We start from the raw sequence: 17,794 nt of genomic DNA, 5'->3' as shown, positions 1-17,794 counted from the left end.
ATGATTAACAACTTACAAGGAGAGCTATTTCTAATGAATAGCATAGGAATTAAACCAAATTACGCCCAACTGGCAAAAAAATATGGTATGGATTGGAGGACTGTAAAAAAGTATGATCAAGGCTACAAAGGGAAACCAAAAACGAGAATTAAGAAAAGCAAGCTTGACCCATATCGTGTAGAAATTACTGATAAGTTAGCAATTCGTAGGATTACAATGAAAGGTGTTTATGAATTTATGGTGGATAAACATGGGATTAATACTATAGGTACCTATTCAAATTTCATCACTTATATCAAGAAAAACAAGTTACTACCTAAACAAAGTAATACTGGCCATCCACGTTATGAAACAAAAATTGGAAAACAAGGGCAAGTTGACTGGAAGGAGGATATAACACTTACTTCAAGATCTGGGGAAAAATACACTATAAATATTTTGCATGTAACACTTAGTTTTTCAAGATATAGCTACTTAGGACTATCCATTCAAAAAAAAACAGATGATGTTTTTAGATGTCTTATTAATTCCTTTGAAGCCTTTGGAGGAATACCAGAAGAGCTTTTGTTTGATAACATGTCCACTGTTGCAAATGTACATGGAGTAAAGAAAAAGATTACTGAAACAATGGGTAAGTTTGCAAAAGATTTTGGATTTAATGTCAGATTGTGTGGGGCAAGAAAGCCTGAAACAAAAGGGACTGTTGAAGCAAAAAATAAGGTAATTGACTGGATTCGGGCATATGATGGTGAATTTGATACATTAGATAATTTATTAGAGAAACTAAAGGAAATTAATTTAAAAATGAATATAAATATTAATACGGAAACAGGCATGTCGCCAACCGCTCTGTTTTATAAGGAAAAGGAATATCTGCATTCTTTACCAAAAGCTTCAATTATTGATACCTATCTATCACCAAATAAATATAAAGTTTCAAATGAAGCACTAATTAGATTTGGAGAGAGCAAATATTCCGTACATCCTAAGCTTATTAATGAGGAAGTTAGCGTTGATATCCTCGACAATAAACTATATATCTATTATAAAGGAAAACTTGTAACATTTCACTCAATTAATAAAAATCCAATTAATTATGTTCCAGAACATTACACGATACTTATGAAAGGGAAGGTTAAGGCTGCAGATTTAGAGGCTGTAGCTAATGAAAATTTAAAACTTATGGATAGATTATTAGAATCAAGAAAAATAGATATTTCAAATATAGAGGCTACAAAGTCACCCGAAGCATTATTAGCATATATGAATGGGAGCCCCTATGGTAACTGGATTATAGGGCAGTATGCCCATATGTCAAAAGAAAATCGAAGCACCTTTATTAAAGGAATGAATTTAGTACTTCCTTATGTAAAGAATAAAGAAATCTTCATGTCTAATTTAAAATTTTCAGTTAAAAACAATTGGTGTAAGCAATTAGATTATGATTGCTGGATAAATGATTTTATGGCAGTATGCGATGCAGAATGCATTCTAACAGATGAAGGATATAAAATAATTCATAATAAATATGAAAAAGAAATACAGGAGTTTACCTTAGGGCAGGCTCCAGGGATCGTGAGGATGAATTGCTAAATGAACAACTACAATACCCTTATTAATAACCTGGACACACTTGAATTAGTGCGAATTAGAGAGAACATTGATAGATACATAGATATGATGACAGACGGTAGCAAAACACCTGTTGATGCCTTATATGAATTAAGCCAATTAGAAATAAATTTCAAGAAGGATGCTGTAATAAAAGGGAATGTAAAAGTTGCTAATTTTCCGTTTTTAAAAGAAATTGATCAGTTTGACTTTGGATTTCAACCCTCAATAGATAAGGGAAAAATCATGGATTTTATAACACTTAGATTTTTAGAAAAGACGGAAAATATAATATTTTGTGGAAGTCCAGGAGTTGGGAAAACAAATTTAGCTGTATCAATAGGTATTGAAGCGGCTAAGCAACGTAATTGTGTGTATTTTATCACATTCCAGGAACTTATATCACAACTAAAAAAAGCAAGTGAAGAAAACAGGTTAGAAAGAAGAATAAAGTGGTTTTGCCGTTATAAACTTCTTATAATAGATGAACTGGGATATCAAAAGATGAATAATGAGTCTGCCAACTTATTCTTTAATCTTATAGCCAAAAGGTACGAGAAATCTTCTACAATAATAACAACTAATTCTCCCTTTTCAAAATGGGGTGATATTTTTCAGGAGCCAGTATTAACAAATGCTCTTTTGGATAGATTACTGCATCATTGCTCAGTTATCAATATAAATGGTCCATCATATCGCCTTAAAGATCAACTTCAATCAATCACTGCTGAGGAGGGGTAAAAGTACTAAATAAAAATGTAGGTTTTCCTACCATATTATTTTTGAAAAAACCTACATTTTTATATTGACATTTGCAGACAACTTTCAAAAATTATCGCCAAGTGCTAAGAAAAGACTCATACTCGAAAATGATGACAAGTCCTACAACATAGAAGAGGTTTTAGAAATCTGCAATAAACTAAACATACCTGCGGTATTTGATAATCTTCATCATAGGTTGAACCCATCTGTAAATTGTGAAGACGCTAAAGAGAGAAAAAGGCGTTATAACCAATGTACCTACCAGGACACATTTAAAAGGGTTAAGGCCACCTGGAAGGAAGAAGACGGTGCCATGAAAATACATTACTCAGATAAAGATCCAGATAAAAAAGGTGGAGCTCACTCCAAATTTGTTCTAACAGAAAACTTCCTTAATTACTATAAAAAAATACAAAAATACCAGCCGGACATAATGCTAGAGGTGAAAGACAAGGATATTTCTGCCATAAAATGTGTAAATTTAATATTTAATGAGGGCAAGAGGGTTGTGCTTTATGATGAGTGGGCAAGGTACAAATATCTTGTGATGGAAAAAGGATACGACCTTTATAAAAAATGTAGTTCTCTAGTGAAAGGAAACTGTTCTCTAAAGGAGTTTTATTCCTTTGTGGATGCGTGCCTTTCAATGTCCTATAACGAAAAAAACTTCAAAAATACAGCTCTTCATATATGGGGGTATTTCAAAGACTGTGCTACAGATAAGGAGAAAAGGGATTTTTTAAATTTAATGGATGAGTATAAGAACCCCCAAAAGGTAAAGGAAAAGCTTTATAAATTGGCGGTTAATTACGAGAGGGAGTATTTGGTGGGGAGTTATTATTTTGTTTATTAGTATTATAAACTCCAGAAAGTGCAGCATTGAGCAGTATTAATGTGGTGTATTTTCTGGAGTTTATTTATTGTATTCTATTTATTATATTTTATAAGTTCTAGCTGGTAGTTATATAGGTGGGAGATTGTAAACCTAGTTTTTATGAGAGTTAATGTACATGTCGATGTCCTCTACAATATATGCTTCTCCAGTGGAATGAAGTATATCGTAAAAAGATTTAATATAATCAAAAACTCCATTTTCATTAAAAATTTTAAGTGCAGACTTACCACTTATATTATGGGCTTGTTTATAACTTTCAAGACAAAATACTGTAAAATCTATAATATTCTTCATTATTTATCACCTCATATTTCAGGGAAATTTATTTTCCCTTGGTGTAATTCTTCTAAAAACATATCTAAAAGTTTTTCAGTGCTGTATTGCCAAAGTTTGGTTTCCTCTTTTTCTAATAGTTCATATAGTTGGGATGAATATAATTTTTCGATGGCACCTTCATCAGATAAATTTAATTTTATAGCAATTTTTTCTACTAGATCTGCCGATATTATTGGAAGTACCGCATTAAACTTAATTTTATCCATTGCTATTACCTCCTAAATCTTCATAATAATCAAATAAACAGTATTTCAATGATTTATGGGTATGAAATAGTATCTGGTTGAAAAGTTTTTCTATATCAAAGTTGTATACTGACAAAAATTTTTTACCAGTATTATTTCTTAAACTAACCTTTTCTGCCCAACGGATGGCCTGTTCCTTATTACTTGTTGTATAAAAGCCTATGCCAAAATCAAGCAATCTATTACTTTGTAAAATTTTGGGGTTTTCAACAATAACATCACTGCCGTATATATTTTCACTTAAATCCCTCCTTTTTTTTAGTATATATAGCTAATAATATTTTATCCTAGTAATACGCTTTAATCAATTGTATAGTAACTGTTACTTGTTGGCTAAAGTTGCTGAGATGGGAGATGTTGTTTTCAATTAAACTAAATTCACAATGGAATTTAGGAGGGAAAAAAGAATGTATATAGAAGTAAATAATGTATTAAATGTAAAAAAATAAAATAGAGCAAGTGTTTACTGGTATATAGAGTGGGGGAAATGGGGCTATGAAGAAAATATATAAAATAGTAATAATAATTATAGCTGTTATAGCTTTAATTGTAGGGGGCTTTTACGGATATAAAAGGTACAAGAGGTATAAAAGTTATAAGGAAGATGCAGTATTTTTGTTAGACTTTTTAGAGGACAATTTTTGCTTTAATAATAACTTAAGGCAGATTAATTCATCAGAAGTACCTAAGGCACATTCAAATAAATATAACTTAGATGGCTTTGAAGTATTCAAACAAACGCAAAATATTGAGCCATATAAAGACTCAATAAAATTTAAAGGAAATATATATATACTAGTAGACGAGTCAGTTTATTCTGCATCGGAATATTTTGTAGATATAGCAAAAAGGTCTGGATTTGCAAAGATTATAGGCACTACTACAGGGGGAGATGGAACAGGTTTTGAACCTATAGCAACCTATCTTCCAAACAGCAAGTTAGTAGTAAAAATGCCACCAGCTTTTACTATAAGTGACGACGGTACAGTGAACGAAGAAATCCACACTGAGCCAGATATTTATATAGAGCAAAGTTTGGAGGACTATAAAAAATTTCTAAAATCAGGACTGCAGGATATAACTAGGAGTGAGTATGATACGGTTTATAGGAAAGCCTTAGAAATGATAAAAAAATGATGCTGTAATAAAATAAACAGCTACTTATATATTAATAAATGTCTCTGGTTGCGTGCCGGAGATATTTATTTTATGATTAACCCAAAGTAAGGTATAATTCAGGTAATGAAATACTTTTTGTGGGTTAATCATACTTATAAAACTGAAAAAGGTAAAAAGGGGAAATGTAAAAATGAAAATTATAAAACCTAGGATTGGTGAGGGGTTAGAAAATACCAACCATTTACTGAACTTAATATCACAAAGCAAAATTGATGAAGCAGATATCACCTATAAGCATATAAGGGGAGTAAGTTTTTCAGGGGTTGATTTCTCTGACATTTGTTTTAAACAGGTTATTTTTGAGAACTGCCGATTAATACAATGCTCTTTTGATAAAAGTACATTTATGGATACTATTTTTAAATGTTGTGATTTGTCTAATAGTAATTTTAGCAATGGTTATTTTAATCGTTGTGAGTTTATTGATATAAAAGGGATGGGTACAAATTTTATAGAAAGTAGCATTTTTAATGTATCAATTATAGACAGTAATCTAAAGTATTCCAATTTTGATTCTGTAAATTTTGATAGGATTGCTATTTCACAAAGTGATTTAACGGAATCATTGATTACTCAGTGCAAATTAAAGTCAGCTTCCTTTAATAAGACCCAATTTATCGGAACAAACTTTTTTAAAACCTCTTTAAAAGGAATTGATTTTACTTCAAGCCAATTGGAAGGCATTGTTATATCTTCAGAAGCAGTAGAGTTAAAGGGTGCAGTTGTGAATATGTATCAGGCAGCGGATTTGGCGAAGATGTTGGGGGTAGTGGTGAAGTGAGCAGAGAGATGGTAATTCAAAGGGGAGAATCTAATGAAATTTTAATGGCAGCAAGTCTTCGTTTATATGGTTTTTCCTTTATTCCGTTGATATTATTCATTCCTTGTATGTTGTTCCTTTCAAAATTTTTTGGTGTTAATGCCGTATGGGTTACTCAACCCTTGGTAGATTTTGTTATGATTGCTTTAATAATGCAAATAAAAGAGGTTAAAAAGATCATGGCAATGGGAGGGTTTAATTAAATATATATTTTGAGATGAAGTTTTGAGAGGGTAAAAAGGCTTGTTTAGTTTTATGGAAACAAGCTTTTTGCTATTTATCTGAAAAAATTAATTTTATTTCAAGTTAGCTAGGAGGGAGCGGTGTATTTTGAAAGGAGTGGAGTTGACGGGGGAGATGAAAAGGTATTTCAGGCAGCGGATTGAGTAAACATGTTGGGGGTGGTGGTGAAATACAATTTTATAAGTATATTTTAAGTGTATAAGAAGGAATTTAGAGAAAATTAAAGAAAAGTAGTTATATATAGGTAATTATAGATATGAGGGTTTTATAAAGCATTAATTCAAATGAGTAGTATAAAGTTTTATCGAATAAATAATAATAAAATATAATAAGTCTAATAATATTAAATAAAAGTAAAGTTTTAAAATAGGATAGAAAAGCGGTGGATTGAGATAAAAATAAAAATAAAATTAATATTAATACATAAAAGCATTGGTAATAAAACATATAATATGTCTTGAAATATATTAATTATGTAAGATGTAAACTGATTTAAAGATACATGTTTACATTAGGTATATAAAAATTTTATATTAACTATGTGATGTTATTTAAGTAAAAGAAGAGTTTGATTTTAAAACTCTTTTTTTATTAATATTTTAAATATAAGCCACATATAAAATTTAGTTCCATGATTAAAAGATATATGCATAAAAAAACTTACTAAGCATACAATAACATTAAATTATATGTTTATAAGAAATTAATTTTAAGGGAGGGATAAAAATATGATTATAGATTTTGAATCTATAATAAAAATATTTAATAGTAAGGGGAAGGAGGCAGCTACTAATTTTGTAGAAAATATTTATGGAGTGCCTTATATTAATATACAAAGAAAAATAAAGAAAGAAACTAATTATAGATATAATAGACATACAAAAAAATATGAAGATTTTAATACATTAAGTAGCTTCCATAATAAAGAGACGATAATTATAGAAAATAAGCGTGAAGATAATGATAAGAACAATTTACTATATAATGATGGAATTGAAAAAATAATTGCAAATTTATTGGAGTACGTATTATTAAAAAGAACTGCCCGAATAATATTTGAGTCAAATAACAATTGCATAAAAATTAAAATTAATTATGAAAAAAATAAGAAATAAATTTTAAAAAATAAAAATATTACTTTCAAGGAAAATTTTATTGGCATATATATTGTATAATGTATATATGAATTACAAAAATGGAATAAAGGAGGTGATTTTAGTGAGAATATCCTATGAGGGTAAATGTGAAATTATACCTGTAGCATATCACATGTTGTTTGTAAGCATGATAAAGGAAGCTTTAAAAAATGTATGTTCAGAATATTACAAAAAAATATATTTTTATGATGGATACAGAAGTAATAAAAGGAGTAAAAATTTTTGCTTTTCTGTATTTATGAAAGATTTTAAAATACAAGAAAACAACTTCATAGTAAATGATAGAGTTATTTTTAATATAAGTTCTCCAGATTATGAGTTTATGGTTAATGTATACAATGGATTGCAAAAGATGAGCAATTTTCAATACAAGAATTTTAAAATTGAAAAAATTAGAATAAGACTCATAAATGAAAGAAAAATAGCTTCTGGAACTACTATTTTTAATACATTGTCGCCTATATGTGTAAAAGATAAAGATAATAATATGATTGATATATCACACAGTAATTATGTTCAAGAATTAAATTATATATCAAATAAAGTCTTGGAGAATTTTAGAGGAAGAGGGCTTAAAAAAGAATTGCAATTTATGCCTATAGATATGAGAAAGAAAATAGTTAAAGAAGATATAAAAGCATTTAAGGATAATACAAATAGAGAATTTTTTTATGTTAATGCATATGCAGGTAGATTTGCATTGACTGGCGATATTGAAGATTTAAGAGATATTTACATGTTAGGGTTAGGATTCAAGAGAAATCAAGGATTTGGAATGTTAGAAGTATTGGGATAGGAGGTGAGAAATTGGATATTAAATTGTATTTAGATGATTGGTTTATAAATATGGGTTTAGTAGGATTCATAAGAATTTTAGAACATGTAGACAAAAAAGATGAAATTGTAATTAAGGATAATTATATAGAGCTTGATGTAGAATTACTAGAAGAATTCCATAGATACTATTTTGATTATTTTCTTCATAGATATAATATTTGCAAGAGAGAAAGTCAAAAGGTAGATAAATATTTATTAATTTCAAATAAAGAAGAGAAATTTAAAGATGCAGTAAAATGGATTAGACAAGTAGTAGACAATAATAGAAAAAAATTAAAAGGAAAATTAGATAATAAACAGTATGAAGAGGATTTGAATAGTGTATATAAGGAATTGGGGAAAATTAAAAAATTTAATCAATTAGAAGAAGTGCAGGAATTGGTAAAAAAGTTTAAAGACGTGATGAACATTACAGAAGTAAATAATAAGTTAACTATTAATTTTGTTAGAAGCATATTAAACACCCAATATTTTGGTCAGGCCAGTTTTTTGCAAAAAACCTGTGCAAGTAAGACGGTAGAAGAACAGAGTCAAATAGTATTTAAAGATTATGTAAAGTCGATAATTGAAGATGTACAATTTGACAATGCGTTAGATAAAGCTAGTACCGTTGAAGAATTAAAGGAGTTTATTGATAAAAATCTTAAAGAAGGAAACTTATCAAAAGCATATGATAATTTTTTAAAAAATATAACTAAACGTATTAAGAAAAAATTTACTTTGGAAGATATAAAAAACTATATAGATAAAGAAATTTTACATTGTTCTATTTGGGAGCAATATAGAGCGTATTATGATTTTACAGAAGGTGTATTTGTACCATTGGCTGTGAGCAATAGTAATTCAAAAAATTTTATGTGGGATATGAATACTTCTTATCCTATAAGTAATTTAGTTAAATTTATATTATTATGTTCACCAGCAGGAGCTGTGGATATGGATGGGGGATACTTTGCTTTTTTAAACTTGGCTGCAGATATAGATGAAATTTATGATCAAAATGAAAATCTTAGATTGAGAGAGGATAAAGAAAATCCATGTGAAAATTTAATTTATGACATAGTTGATGAGGCAGAACAGAAAAGTAAATGGACACTTGAAAATATATTATTTGTGGAGTTTAACGCTAACTATGATGCTAAAAGTTGCAAATTAAATTATTTTAGTATACCTAAAAATATAGCTAAATATTTTAAAGAATACGCTCAAAAAGATTTAAAGGGAATAAAAGATGTAAAATTTAGGAAAAATTTAATTTCATTGATTCTAGATAGCAAGGCTATTAAAAATATAGTTTATAAAAAAGGTAGTAATGATAAGGATATAGTTGTAGTAAATAACATAAATCAGTTAATAGATGCTAAGTTAAGAAACGGAATAGAAAGAAAAATTAACTTTGCTTATGATGTCTTGGCTGGAACAATATGCAAATATAGATTTGATAAAGTGAAGAAGGGGTGTGATCATGTGGATAGTGATAAAATATGGAAAATATTTGAAGAAGGGCAAAAAATGAACACGTATTTTAATGAAAAAGAATCAGCTAATAAAATTCAAGGAGTTGCATATAGACTTTTAAATGCAAGTAAGGCTGGCAATAAAAAGCAATTTATGGATTCTTTGTTGAGAATATATATGACAGCACAAAAGAAAGTTCCAGCGATATTTTTAAATATATTACATGAAAAAGATATAGATTTTCAAACAGTTGCTCATGCTTTTGTGTGTGGATTAATCTCTAATAAAAAGGAAAATAAAGTTGTAGAGGAGGAAAAGTAATATGGGTAAGGGATTAACAATAACTAGTATTTTTCAAGCAGGTTCGTTAAATTATGGTGAGGGAATAGGAAATATATCGGAGTTAAAAAAATTAAGAAGGGCTAATAATGAAGTGTATACATATGCTTCAAGACAATGCATAAGGTATGACATTGTAAGATTAGGTTATGAATTATTTAACTGGAATTTACAAGTAGTGGATAAAAGCAAGAAAACTATGCAATTTAAAGATGAATTTACAATTAAAGATTCAGAAGAAATGGATCTATTTGGATATATGAAAACAAAAGCTAAAGGAGATAAGGAAAAGGGCGGTGCAGATACTAGGTCAGCTGCTGTAAGATTAAGTCATGCCATATCATTAGAACCATATAAAAGTGACATGGATTTTATGACTAGTAAGGGATTGGCAGATAGAATAGGAGAACAGTGTGATCCAGTAAATGTTGAGCAACACCAAAGTTTTTATACTTATACAGTAACTATAGATTTGAACAAAGTTGGAATTGATGGAGAAATCAAATTAGATAATGATGAAAGATTAAGAAGAATTAAAGAACTTCTTACAATATTAAAGATATTAAACAGAAATATAAGAGGAAGACAAGAAAATTTAGCACCGTTATTTGCTATTGGCGGCATATATGATATGGCAAATCCATTTTTTCAAGGAAGAATTCAATTACAAAACAATGATTTAGGATATAAAATAAATACTGGTGCAATTAAAAACACATTAGAAACTAAATTATTTGATAAGAACATAAAAGAGAATACATTTATTGGTATGATAGATGGGGTATTTGAAAATAAAGAGGAGCTTGAAGAAATATTAGGTGATAAAGTAATATCTATAGAAACTTTCTTTCAATCATTGGAGAATGAATTGCAAGAAGTTTATAAATAGATAGGAGGAAACTATGAAGGTTTTAAAGTTAAATATTTTTCAAGAAACAGCATGCTACAAGAAACCGTTTGCATTTAAGGCTTGGGAGACATATCCGCTACCACCGTATTCTACAGTAAAAGGTATGTTTCATAAGATACTAAAGGAAGAGAAAGAATTCATACCTATGAGGATTTCTATTCAAGGAGATTATGAAAATAAATTTGTTAACTATCAAAGCATGTATTTTTTTAAAGGTAAAGAAAATACTAAAATGCCATTGAATATTCATCTTCTATATAATGTAAGCCTTATAATACATGTGGATGCAGAAGAGGAGGTATTAAATAATATAGTAAAAGGTTTAAAAAACTCTGATGAGTACTTAAGTTTAGGGAGAAGAGAAGATATTGTAAGAATAGATGGGGTTAAGTTTATAAATGTTAATGAAATAGATATAAATAAATTAGGTAAAATTAAAGGAATAGAAAAACCTATATATATCCCTATTAATCAATTACCTGAGGAAGTAAACGGAATTAATTACAGATTAAATTGGAAATACAATATAGTTAATGATTTAAGACAGTGGGAGAAAATCGATGTTAAATATGTTGAAGAAGGCGAAATGATATATAATGACAATTATTTAGAAGATGAAGAAGGAGATATTGTTTATTTTAACACCACACTTATTTCCTAACGTGTGGTATTTTTTAAGGAGGTAATATAGAGTGTTATATGCAAAATCTGAAAAGGAGGAAACATTAGCTGATCATACAGATAAGCTTGTAGAGAATTATGATTTATTGAAAAGATCCTATGGTAACAAAATTAATAATGAGGAGATTTGGAGACTATTAGATGTAGCTGTTAAATATCATGATGCAGGTAAAGCATATAGTAATTTCCAAAACATTATAAGAAGTAAAATCGGCAAAGAAAAGATAAAAGAGCCTATCAGTTATTACATACCTCATAATTATCTTTCACCTGCATTTATACCTTATAATAAATTAGATATAAATAAGGAACAGAAGAAGGTACTTGTCCAAGCTGTAGGATATCATCATGAAAGAGATAGTGAAATAGATTTTAAACACATAGAGAAAGCTTTAAATTTAGATTTAAAATTTAAAATTGAAGAATTAAGAAAAGAGCTTAAGGTTTATATTCCAAATGAAATAAACAATTTATATTTGGGTTTGTTAAAAAATAGGATTACCCATAAAGATAGGAATTATAAATTATACGTTATGGTTAAGGGATTACTTCATAGATTAGATCATTCTGCATCAGCACATAAAGATGTAGAGGAAGACGTGGGAGAAAATGTGGCTCAATACACAAAAGAATTTTTTAAAAGACAAGGAAATAAGTTAAGAGAGGTTCAAGAATTTGCTGAGGATAATAAAGATAAAAATTTAATAGTAATTGCTTCAACTGGTATGGGGAAAACAGAATCAGCACTTTTATGGATAGATAATGACAAATCGTTCTTTACTTTACCTTTAAGAGTTAGTATAAATGCCTTATTTGATAGGGTTACAAAAGATATTAATACAAAAGATAATAATAAAGAAGAGGACGGTATTGGATTTAAATACGCAGGATTACTTCATTCAAGTAGCATGGATTATTTAGAGGAAGAGGGTTATGAAAATTCACAAAAAATATATGACAAATCAAATATATTATCTAGTAAACTTACATTTAGTACAATTGATCAAATTTTAAAATTCCCATTTAAGTATAGAGGTTATGAAAAAATGTATGCTACTATGGCATATTCAAAGCTTGTAATTGATGAGATTCAAGCATATACTCCAGAAATTGCAGCAGTCATACTTAAGGCTATAGAGATGATTTATAACATTGGTGGAAAATTTATGATTATGACAGCTACTTTGCCTAGGATATATACTGAATACTTAGAAAAAAAAGGTATAATTAATAAATCAGATGTAGTTAAAGGGGAGTTTTTAAGTAAAACGATTAGACATAAAATAAATGTTAAAGAACAATCAATAATTAGTGATATTGATGAAATAGTTAAACGAGGCAGGAAAAATAAGGTTTTAGTTATTGTAAATACAGTAGATAAAGCTGTAAAAGTATTTAATGAAATTAATGAAAAAAATGGGGGCAAAGATACATTTTTATTACATTCTATGTTTATTCAAAAGCATAGAAGTATTTTAGAACGTAAAATCACGAATTTTACAAAAGATAGTGAAAAGATTAAAAATAGAAATGGTATATGGGTGACTACTCAAATTGTAGAGGCATCTTTAGATGTTGATTTTGATTATTTATTTACAGAGTTATCTACTTTGGATAGTTTCTTTCAGAGACTGGGAAGATGTTATAGAAAGAGAATATTTGATTTAAAAGAACCTAATATATATGTTTACACAGAAGATATTACTGGTGTTGGAACTATATATGATAAAGATGTATGGGAAAGAAGCAAAAAAATGATTATAGGATATGATATGAAAGAATTGGAGGAAGGGCAAAAGGTTAAGATGGTAGATGTACTATATTCAAAAGAAAATTTACAAGGAACTCAATTTTTAAATGACTTTAAATTTGCCCTTAAATATTTAGAAACTGTAAAGGACATGGATATGACATCTAAAGAGGCACAAAAACTTTTAAGGGATATAAAAAATGTTTTGGCGATACCAAGGGAAATTTTTGATAGTAATGAAATGCAAAATTTAATTAATGATTTTCAAAATACAGAAAACGGCAACATAAAGAGAGAGAAAATGAGAGAAATAAATAAGTATACAGTAAGTATACCTATTTACAAGGTAATTAAAAAGGATGTATTAAGTAATAGTTGTATACGTGGGTTAGAAAATATATTTGTATTAGAATGCCAGTATGAGTTTGATGAAGAAACTTTAAATGGCAAGGGTGTTTTAATAGATGAACGATTAGCTAGTTTTATATAAATATTAAAAAATGAATAGGGTGATATCATGGAATTCCAACTAGATAAATTTAAAACTCAAGGAACTAAAGTTAACTATTACTTTATATGCAAAAGAAAACTTTGGTTATTTTCTAAAGGGATATCTATGGAGGATAATAGTGATAGAGTTCTTAGTGGAAAGTTAATACATGAAGATGCTTATCCAAGAATGAAAAAAAGAGAAAGACTTATAGATGATTTACTAAGAGTTGATATATTGGACGGAGAATATGTAAGAGAAATTAAGATAAGTAGTAAAATGCCTCTATCTGATAAGATGCAATTGATATATTATTTATTTTATCTTAAACAGTTAGGAATAAATAAAAAAGGTTTATTAAATTATGTAAAAGAAAAGAAACAGGAAGAAATTGAACTAACTGAGGAAATGGAAGAAAAAATAAAGGAAGTTTTAATAGACATAAAAAATATAGTTCAATCTGAAGTGCCTCCTAAGTTAAAAAGGTTACCTTATTGTACCAAATGTGCATATTATGAATTTTGTTTTGCAAGGGAGGAATAAAGATGGGAAAAGATTATTATATATTCAGCAATGGAAGAATAAAGAGAAAGGATAATACTGTATATTTTATAAACAGTGAAGAAAAGAAAAGACCGTTACCTATAGAACAAATAGATAAATTGCATTTTTTTGGTGAGGTGGATCTAAATAGTAAGTTTTTAAATTATTTAGCTCAGTACGGATTAATGCTTAACTTTTATAATTATTATGGATATTATTGTGGCACCTATTATCCTAGAAAGAAAAATGTTTCAGGATTCTTGTTAGTTAAACAGGCAAAACATTATTCTGATTATATGAGAAGAATGTTTTTAGCACAAAGTTTTATAGATAGTGCGGCACATCATATATTAAGGAATATAAGGAGATACGAAGTAGATGAAGAAATTATAAATAAAATAGAAAAGGAAAGAGAAAATGTTATAAAATCACAAAGAATCGATGAATTAATGGGAGCGGAGGGAAGAATGCGTGCTGCATATTATGAATCTTTTAATACTATTTTAAAGAATGGATTTGAAATGGGAAAAAGGGAGAAAAGACCGCCAACAGATCCAGTGAATGCATTGATGTCTTTTGGAAATAGTATGATGTATACTACGGTACTAGGGGAAATATACAAAACACAGTTAGATCCTACTATAAGCTATTTGCATGAGCCTTCTACTAAAAGATTTTCTTTAAGTTTGGATTTGGCAGAAATATTTAAGCCGCTAATAGTAGACCCAATTATATTTAGCATTATTAATAATAGAATTATTGCTAAAAAGGATTTTGATATAGAAGAGGGAATTTGTTTTTTAAATGAAAGTGGAAAGAAAAAGTTTATATCAGAATACGAGAAGAAATTAAGTACAACCATAAAACATAGACAATTAAAGCGAAAGGTATCATATAGGACTTTCATAAGGCTGGAGTGTTATAAATTAATAAAGTATTTTTTAGAGGATGAAGTATATAAACCTTTGAAGGCGTGGTGGTAGTATGTTCGTCATAATTACTTATGATATAGAGGAGAAAAGAATAAATAGAGTTAGAAAAATTTTAAAGAAGTATTTAATTTGGACACAAAACTCTGTTTTTGAAGGAAAAATTACTGAAGGGAAACTTCATAAATGTTTAAGTGAAATTAGTAGGTTTGTAAATAAAAATTCTGATTCTATTTATGTATACAAGGTAAATGTTGATAAAAATATTACGAAGAATGTAATAGGACAAGAAAAAAGTTTTGATGAAATGTTTTTATAAATAAACTTTGCAGTAAACCTAATTCTAAAGGGAGAGTTGCTAAGCCCTTGATACAACTAGTGTTGATGATGTTATTCAAGAATAAGGAAATACACTATTGAAGGTATACTGCAATTTGATACATTTTAAGGGCAAACAGTAATTGCTAAAACCTAGATGTATCAATGGATTGAGGTGTTTTAAAAAAATGGGTTTTATAGGAACTATGTGAGATGTAAATACAACACAAGGTTAAGAGTAGATTTATAGTCTACTCTTGTTTTATAGGAACTATGTGAGATGTAAATATGGATAAATATTGTCTAGAAAATGTAACCGCAAAATGGTTTTATAGGAACTATGTGAGATGTAAATTTTGGAACTTTAGAATAATTTTTTCTAACCGTTTCAAGTTTTATAGGAACTATGTGAGATGTAAATTCAAAAATGAGGAATGGAAAGACAGAGAGATAACGGTTTTATAGGAACTATGTGAGATGTAAATTATTGTGGAGAGAAGTATGAGGAAGGAGAAGAAAAATGTTTTATAGGAACTATGTGAGATGTAAATTAGGTAGAGGACTAAATAGTGGCAGTTTTCTACCTAGTTTTATAGGAACTATGTGAGATGTAAATTTCTATGTTGTCTTAAGTATTACGTTATTACCAAGTCGTTTTATAGGAACTATGTGAGATGTAAATAATATAAAATTACTTCTAAAAGAAAATACCTTTTCGTTTTATAGGAACTATGTGAGATGTAAATTTTGAAGGTGGAAATGTTAGAAATAAATCTCTTAACTAGTTTTATAGGAACTATGTGAGATGTAAATCACAAGGTTGCAAATGATAAGAAACTTACTAAGTTAAGTTTTATAGGAACTATGTGAGATGTAAATCATATAAAATTACCGCATTTCAGCGTTAGTGGTGAGTTTTATAGGAACTATGTGAGATGTAAATGTTTTTTTAAGGCTCTGTGTTGCATCACAGAGCCTTATGTTTTATAGGAACTATGTGAGATGTAAATCGAAAATATTTTAATTCTATTATCTCTTTCATGTCTCCAGTTTTATAGGAACTATGTGAGATGTAAATGAATTTGAAATTGTGCCTGAAGGATGGGAAGGTTCGTTTTATAGGAACTATGTGAGATGTAAATAAGAATATTCCTTTAAGATTTTTCCTAGTAACTTTGTTTTATAGGAACTATGTGAGATGTAAATAATTCCTCTTCCGCTACAATGTTATATACTTTAGAAGTTTTATAGGAACTATGTGAGATGTAAATAATATAAACATCATTGTAATATAATTTAGCTTGTCGTTTTATAGGAACTATGTGAGATGTAAATGTATTTTGTTGTTGTGCTACAATTCCTATGCCTTGAGTTTTATAGGAACTATGTGAGATGTAAATCAACTTACAGAACCTTTGATTATTAATCTCACCGCTAGTTTTATAGGAACTATGTGAGATGTAAATGGAGTTGGATAAACTAATCGTGGCAAATATGAAAGGGTTTTATAGGAACTATGTGAGATGTAAATGCAAAAATAGTTGATGTTTGTGACTTTTGTGGCAGTAAGTTTTATAGGAACTATGTGAGATGTAAATATTATTTAAATTCTCTAGGCTATAAAACTAAATTCGTTTTATAGGAACTATGTGAGATGTAAATAGTATTTTTTACAGTAACTTATATAGATCCTCAATCGTTTTATAGGAACTATGTGAGATGTAAATAAGTCATACTAGAGTTTGAACCTAAAAGCGTAAACTGTTTTATAGGAACTATGTGAGATGTAAATGGAGCAGGCAAGACAACATATGTTATAAATAATAAGTTTTATAGGAACTATGTGAGATGTAAATTTTATTATCATCTCTTTTAATAACTTTGCTTTACGTTTTATAGGAACTATGTGAGATGTAAATCTTTTTGCTAATTGTATTGTCTTCATGTTGTTGGTAGTTTTATAGGAACTATGTGAGATGTAAATTTTAACTTTATTTTATTTTCCTTTCTATCTTTTATTGTTTTATAGGAACTATGTGAGATGTAAATATACGTGCAGACTTCAACAAGAGATTACAAGAAGATAATGTTTTATAGGAACTATGTGAGATGTAAATCAATAATAGGAAGTATTTTATCACGATAATAATAAAGTTTTATAGGAACTATGTGAGATGTAAATAATGGTGTTAGAGATATTGCTAGTGGTGATACAGTGTTTTATAGGAACTATGTGAGATGTAAATCGATTAGCATCTCCAACACCTATACCACCTAGTACAGTGTTTTAT

18 protein-coding genes and 1 CRISPR repeat array (1 of these 19 only partly in view) are annotated in these 17,794 nt (G+C 28.5%); of the genes, 15 read left to right on the top strand and 3 right to left on the bottom strand.

The features are described 5' to 3' along the window. The 3 genes from istA to CC89_RS18925 all read left to right on the top strand — a co-directional run bounded on the left by istA (nt 1) and on the right by CC89_RS18925 (nt 3,226). Entirely contained in the window at nt 1-1,593 is a 1,593-nt protein-coding gene (gene istA, locus CC89_RS18935) for an IS21 family transposase (protein ID WP_051931461.1), read from the top strand. Continuing rightward, a complete protein-coding gene (gene istB / locus CC89_RS18930) occupies nt 1,594-2,352 on the top strand; it encodes an IS21-like element helper ATPase IstB (protein ID WP_035289149.1) in 759 nt (252 codons plus the stop codon). A 64-nt stretch (nt 2,353-2,416) separates the two neighbouring features. Next, the gene (locus CC89_RS18925; RefSeq protein ID WP_081897125.1) at nt 2,417-3,226 is read left to right on the top strand and encodes a DUF1722 domain-containing protein; all 810 of its coding nucleotides are present in this window, start codon (nt 2,417-2,419) and stop codon (nt 3,224-3,226) included. A 132-nt stretch (nt 3,227-3,358) separates the two neighbouring features. Here CC89_RS18925 and CC89_RS18920 read toward each other — a convergent pair whose 3' ends face one another. From CC89_RS18920 to CC89_RS19695, 3 genes are read right to left on the bottom strand one after another with little or no spacing between them, the layout of a single operon-like run. After that, nucleotides 3,359-3,562, bottom strand: a complete 204-nt coding sequence (locus tag CC89_RS18920) for a DUF3791 domain-containing protein (protein WP_035294921.1) — start codon at nt 3,560-3,562, stop codon at nt 3,359-3,361. An 11-nt stretch (nt 3,563-3,573) separates the two neighbouring features. After that, complete coding sequence (locus CC89_RS18915; protein WP_035294919.1) at nt 3,574-3,810, bottom strand: hypothetical protein; 237 nt, start codon at nt 3,808-3,810, stop codon at nt 3,574-3,576. After that, entirely contained in the window at nt 3,803-4,063 is a 261-nt protein-coding gene (locus tag CC89_RS19695) for a DUF3990 domain-containing protein (protein ID WP_286161413.1), read from the bottom strand. Before CC89_RS19695 ends, CC89_RS18915 begins: the two co-directional genes overlap by 8 nt. A gap of 281 nt (nt 4,064-4,344) precedes the next feature. Here CC89_RS19695 and CC89_RS18905 point away from each other — a divergent pair, with 281 nt between their 5' ends. The 12 genes from CC89_RS18905 to cas2 all read left to right on the top strand — a co-directional run bounded on the left by CC89_RS18905 (nt 4,345) and on the right by cas2 (nt 15,504). Beyond that, nucleotides 4,345-4,986: a S41 family peptidase gene (locus tag CC89_RS18905; protein ID WP_051932037.1), complete on the top strand. Its 642-nt coding sequence runs from the start codon at nt 4,345-4,347 to the stop codon at nt 4,984-4,986. 172 nt (nt 4,987-5,158) lie between these two features. Then, on the top strand, nt 5,159-5,809 hold the full coding sequence (locus CC89_RS18900) for a pentapeptide repeat-containing protein (protein ID WP_035294917.1): 651 nt from the start codon (nt 5,159-5,161) through the stop codon (nt 5,807-5,809). Continuing rightward, nucleotides 5,806-6,051 carry a hypothetical protein gene (locus CC89_RS18895; protein WP_035294915.1) on the top strand — a complete coding sequence of 82 codons (246 nt, stop codon included), beginning with the start codon at nt 5,806-5,808 and terminating at the stop codon, nt 6,049-6,051. Before CC89_RS18900 ends, CC89_RS18895 begins: the two co-directional genes overlap by 4 nt. A gap of 768 nt (nt 6,052-6,819) precedes the next feature. Then, nucleotides 6,820-7,206 carry a hypothetical protein gene (locus CC89_RS18890; RefSeq protein WP_035294913.1) on the top strand — a complete coding sequence of 129 codons (387 nt, stop codon included), beginning with the start codon at nt 6,820-6,822 and terminating at the stop codon, nt 7,204-7,206. A 103-nt stretch (nt 7,207-7,309) separates the two neighbouring features. Further along, the gene (cas6, locus tag CC89_RS18885) at nt 7,310-8,044 is read left to right on the top strand and encodes a CRISPR-associated endoribonuclease Cas6 (protein WP_286161410.1); all 735 of its coding nucleotides are present in this window, start codon (nt 7,310-7,312) and stop codon (nt 8,042-8,044) included. Between the two features lie 11 nt (nt 8,045-8,055). Beyond that, complete coding sequence (gene cas8a1 / locus CC89_RS18880) at nt 8,056-9,864, top strand: type I-B CRISPR-associated protein Cas8b1/Cst1 (protein WP_035294910.1); 1,809 nt, start codon at nt 8,056-8,058, stop codon at nt 9,862-9,864. Between the two features lies 1 nt (nt 9,865). Continuing rightward, a complete protein-coding gene (cas7i, locus tag CC89_RS18875; protein WP_035294908.1) occupies nt 9,866-10,771 on the top strand; it encodes a type I-B CRISPR-associated protein Cas7/Cst2/DevR in 906 nt (301 codons plus the stop codon). 13 nt (nt 10,772-10,784) lie between these two features. Continuing rightward, a complete protein-coding gene (cas5b, locus tag CC89_RS18870) occupies nt 10,785-11,453 on the top strand; it encodes a type I-B CRISPR-associated protein Cas5b (RefSeq protein WP_035294906.1) in 669 nt (222 codons plus the stop codon). A 31-nt stretch (nt 11,454-11,484) separates the two neighbouring features. Then, on the top strand, nt 11,485-13,713 hold the full coding sequence (locus CC89_RS18865; protein WP_035294903.1) for a CRISPR-associated helicase/endonuclease Cas3: 2,229 nt from the start codon (nt 11,485-11,487) through the stop codon (nt 13,711-13,713). Nucleotides 13,714-13,740: 27 nt separating this feature from the next. Continuing rightward, entirely contained in the window at nt 13,741-14,256 is a 516-nt protein-coding gene (cas4, locus tag CC89_RS18860; protein WP_035294901.1) for a CRISPR-associated protein Cas4, read from the top strand. Between the two features lie 2 nt (nt 14,257-14,258). Further along, nucleotides 14,259-15,239: a type I-B CRISPR-associated endonuclease Cas1b gene (cas1b, locus tag CC89_RS18855; protein ID WP_035294899.1), complete on the top strand. Its 981-nt coding sequence runs from the start codon at nt 14,259-14,261 to the stop codon at nt 15,237-15,239. Between the two features lies 1 nt (nt 15,240). Continuing rightward, nucleotides 15,241-15,504 carry a CRISPR-associated endonuclease Cas2 gene (cas2, locus tag CC89_RS18850; protein ID WP_035294897.1) on the top strand — a complete coding sequence of 88 codons (264 nt, stop codon included), beginning with the start codon at nt 15,241-15,243 and terminating at the stop codon, nt 15,502-15,504. A 191-nt stretch (nt 15,505-15,695) separates the two neighbouring features. Further along, a CRISPR array of direct repeats spans nt 15,696-17,794; the repeat unit is 29 nt; unit sequence GTTTTATAGGAACTATGTGAGATGTAAAT (it continues 12,805 nt past the right edge of the window).

Source organism: Clostridium sp. KNHs214 (assembly GCF_000744935.1).
GTDB lineage: Bacteria > Bacillota > Clostridia > Clostridiales > Clostridiaceae > Haloimpatiens.
The sequence above is the reverse complement of the archived record's forward strand: the minus strand, read 5'-3'. Positions and strand labels throughout refer to the sequence as shown.

Bases quoted from the DNA above. Each gene is read 5' to 3' on its own strand.
- CC89_RS18915 (WP_035294919.1), bottom strand. From the start codon at position 3,810: ATGGATAAAATTAAGTTTAATGCGGTACTTCCAATAATATCGGCAGAT.
- cas5b (WP_035294906.1), top strand. From the start codon at position 10,785: ATGAAGGTTTTAAAGTTAAATATTTTTCAAGAAACAGCATGCTACAAG.
- cas1b (WP_035294899.1), top strand. From the start codon at position 14,259: ATGGGAAAAGATTATTATATATTCAGCAATGGAAGAATAAAGAGAAAG.
- CC89_RS18890 (WP_035294913.1), top strand. From the start codon at position 6,820: ATGATTATAGATTTTGAATCTATAATAAAAATATTTAATAGTAAGGGG.
- cas4 (WP_035294901.1), top strand. From the start codon at position 13,741: ATGGAATTCCAACTAGATAAATTTAAAACTCAAGGAACTAAAGTTAAC.
- cas2 (WP_035294897.1), top strand. From the start codon at position 15,241: ATGTTCGTCATAATTACTTATGATATAGAGGAGAAAAGAATAAATAGA.
- CC89_RS18905 (WP_051932037.1), top strand. From the start codon at position 4,345: ATGAAGAAAATATATAAAATAGTAATAATAATTATAGCTGTTATAGCT.
- cas7i (WP_035294908.1), top strand. From the start codon at position 9,866: ATGGGTAAGGGATTAACAATAACTAGTATTTTTCAAGCAGGTTCGTTA.
- istA (WP_051931461.1), top strand. From the start codon at position 1: ATGATTAACAACTTACAAGGAGAGCTATTTCTAATGAATAGCATAGGA.
- CC89_RS18900 (WP_035294917.1), top strand. From the start codon at position 5,159: ATGAAAATTATAAAACCTAGGATTGGTGAGGGGTTAGAAAATACCAAC.
- CC89_RS18920 (WP_035294921.1), bottom strand. From the start codon at position 3,562: ATGAAGAATATTATAGATTTTACAGTATTTTGTCTTGAAAGTTATAAA.
- istB (WP_035289149.1), top strand. From the start codon at position 1,594: ATGAACAACTACAATACCCTTATTAATAACCTGGACACACTTGAATTA.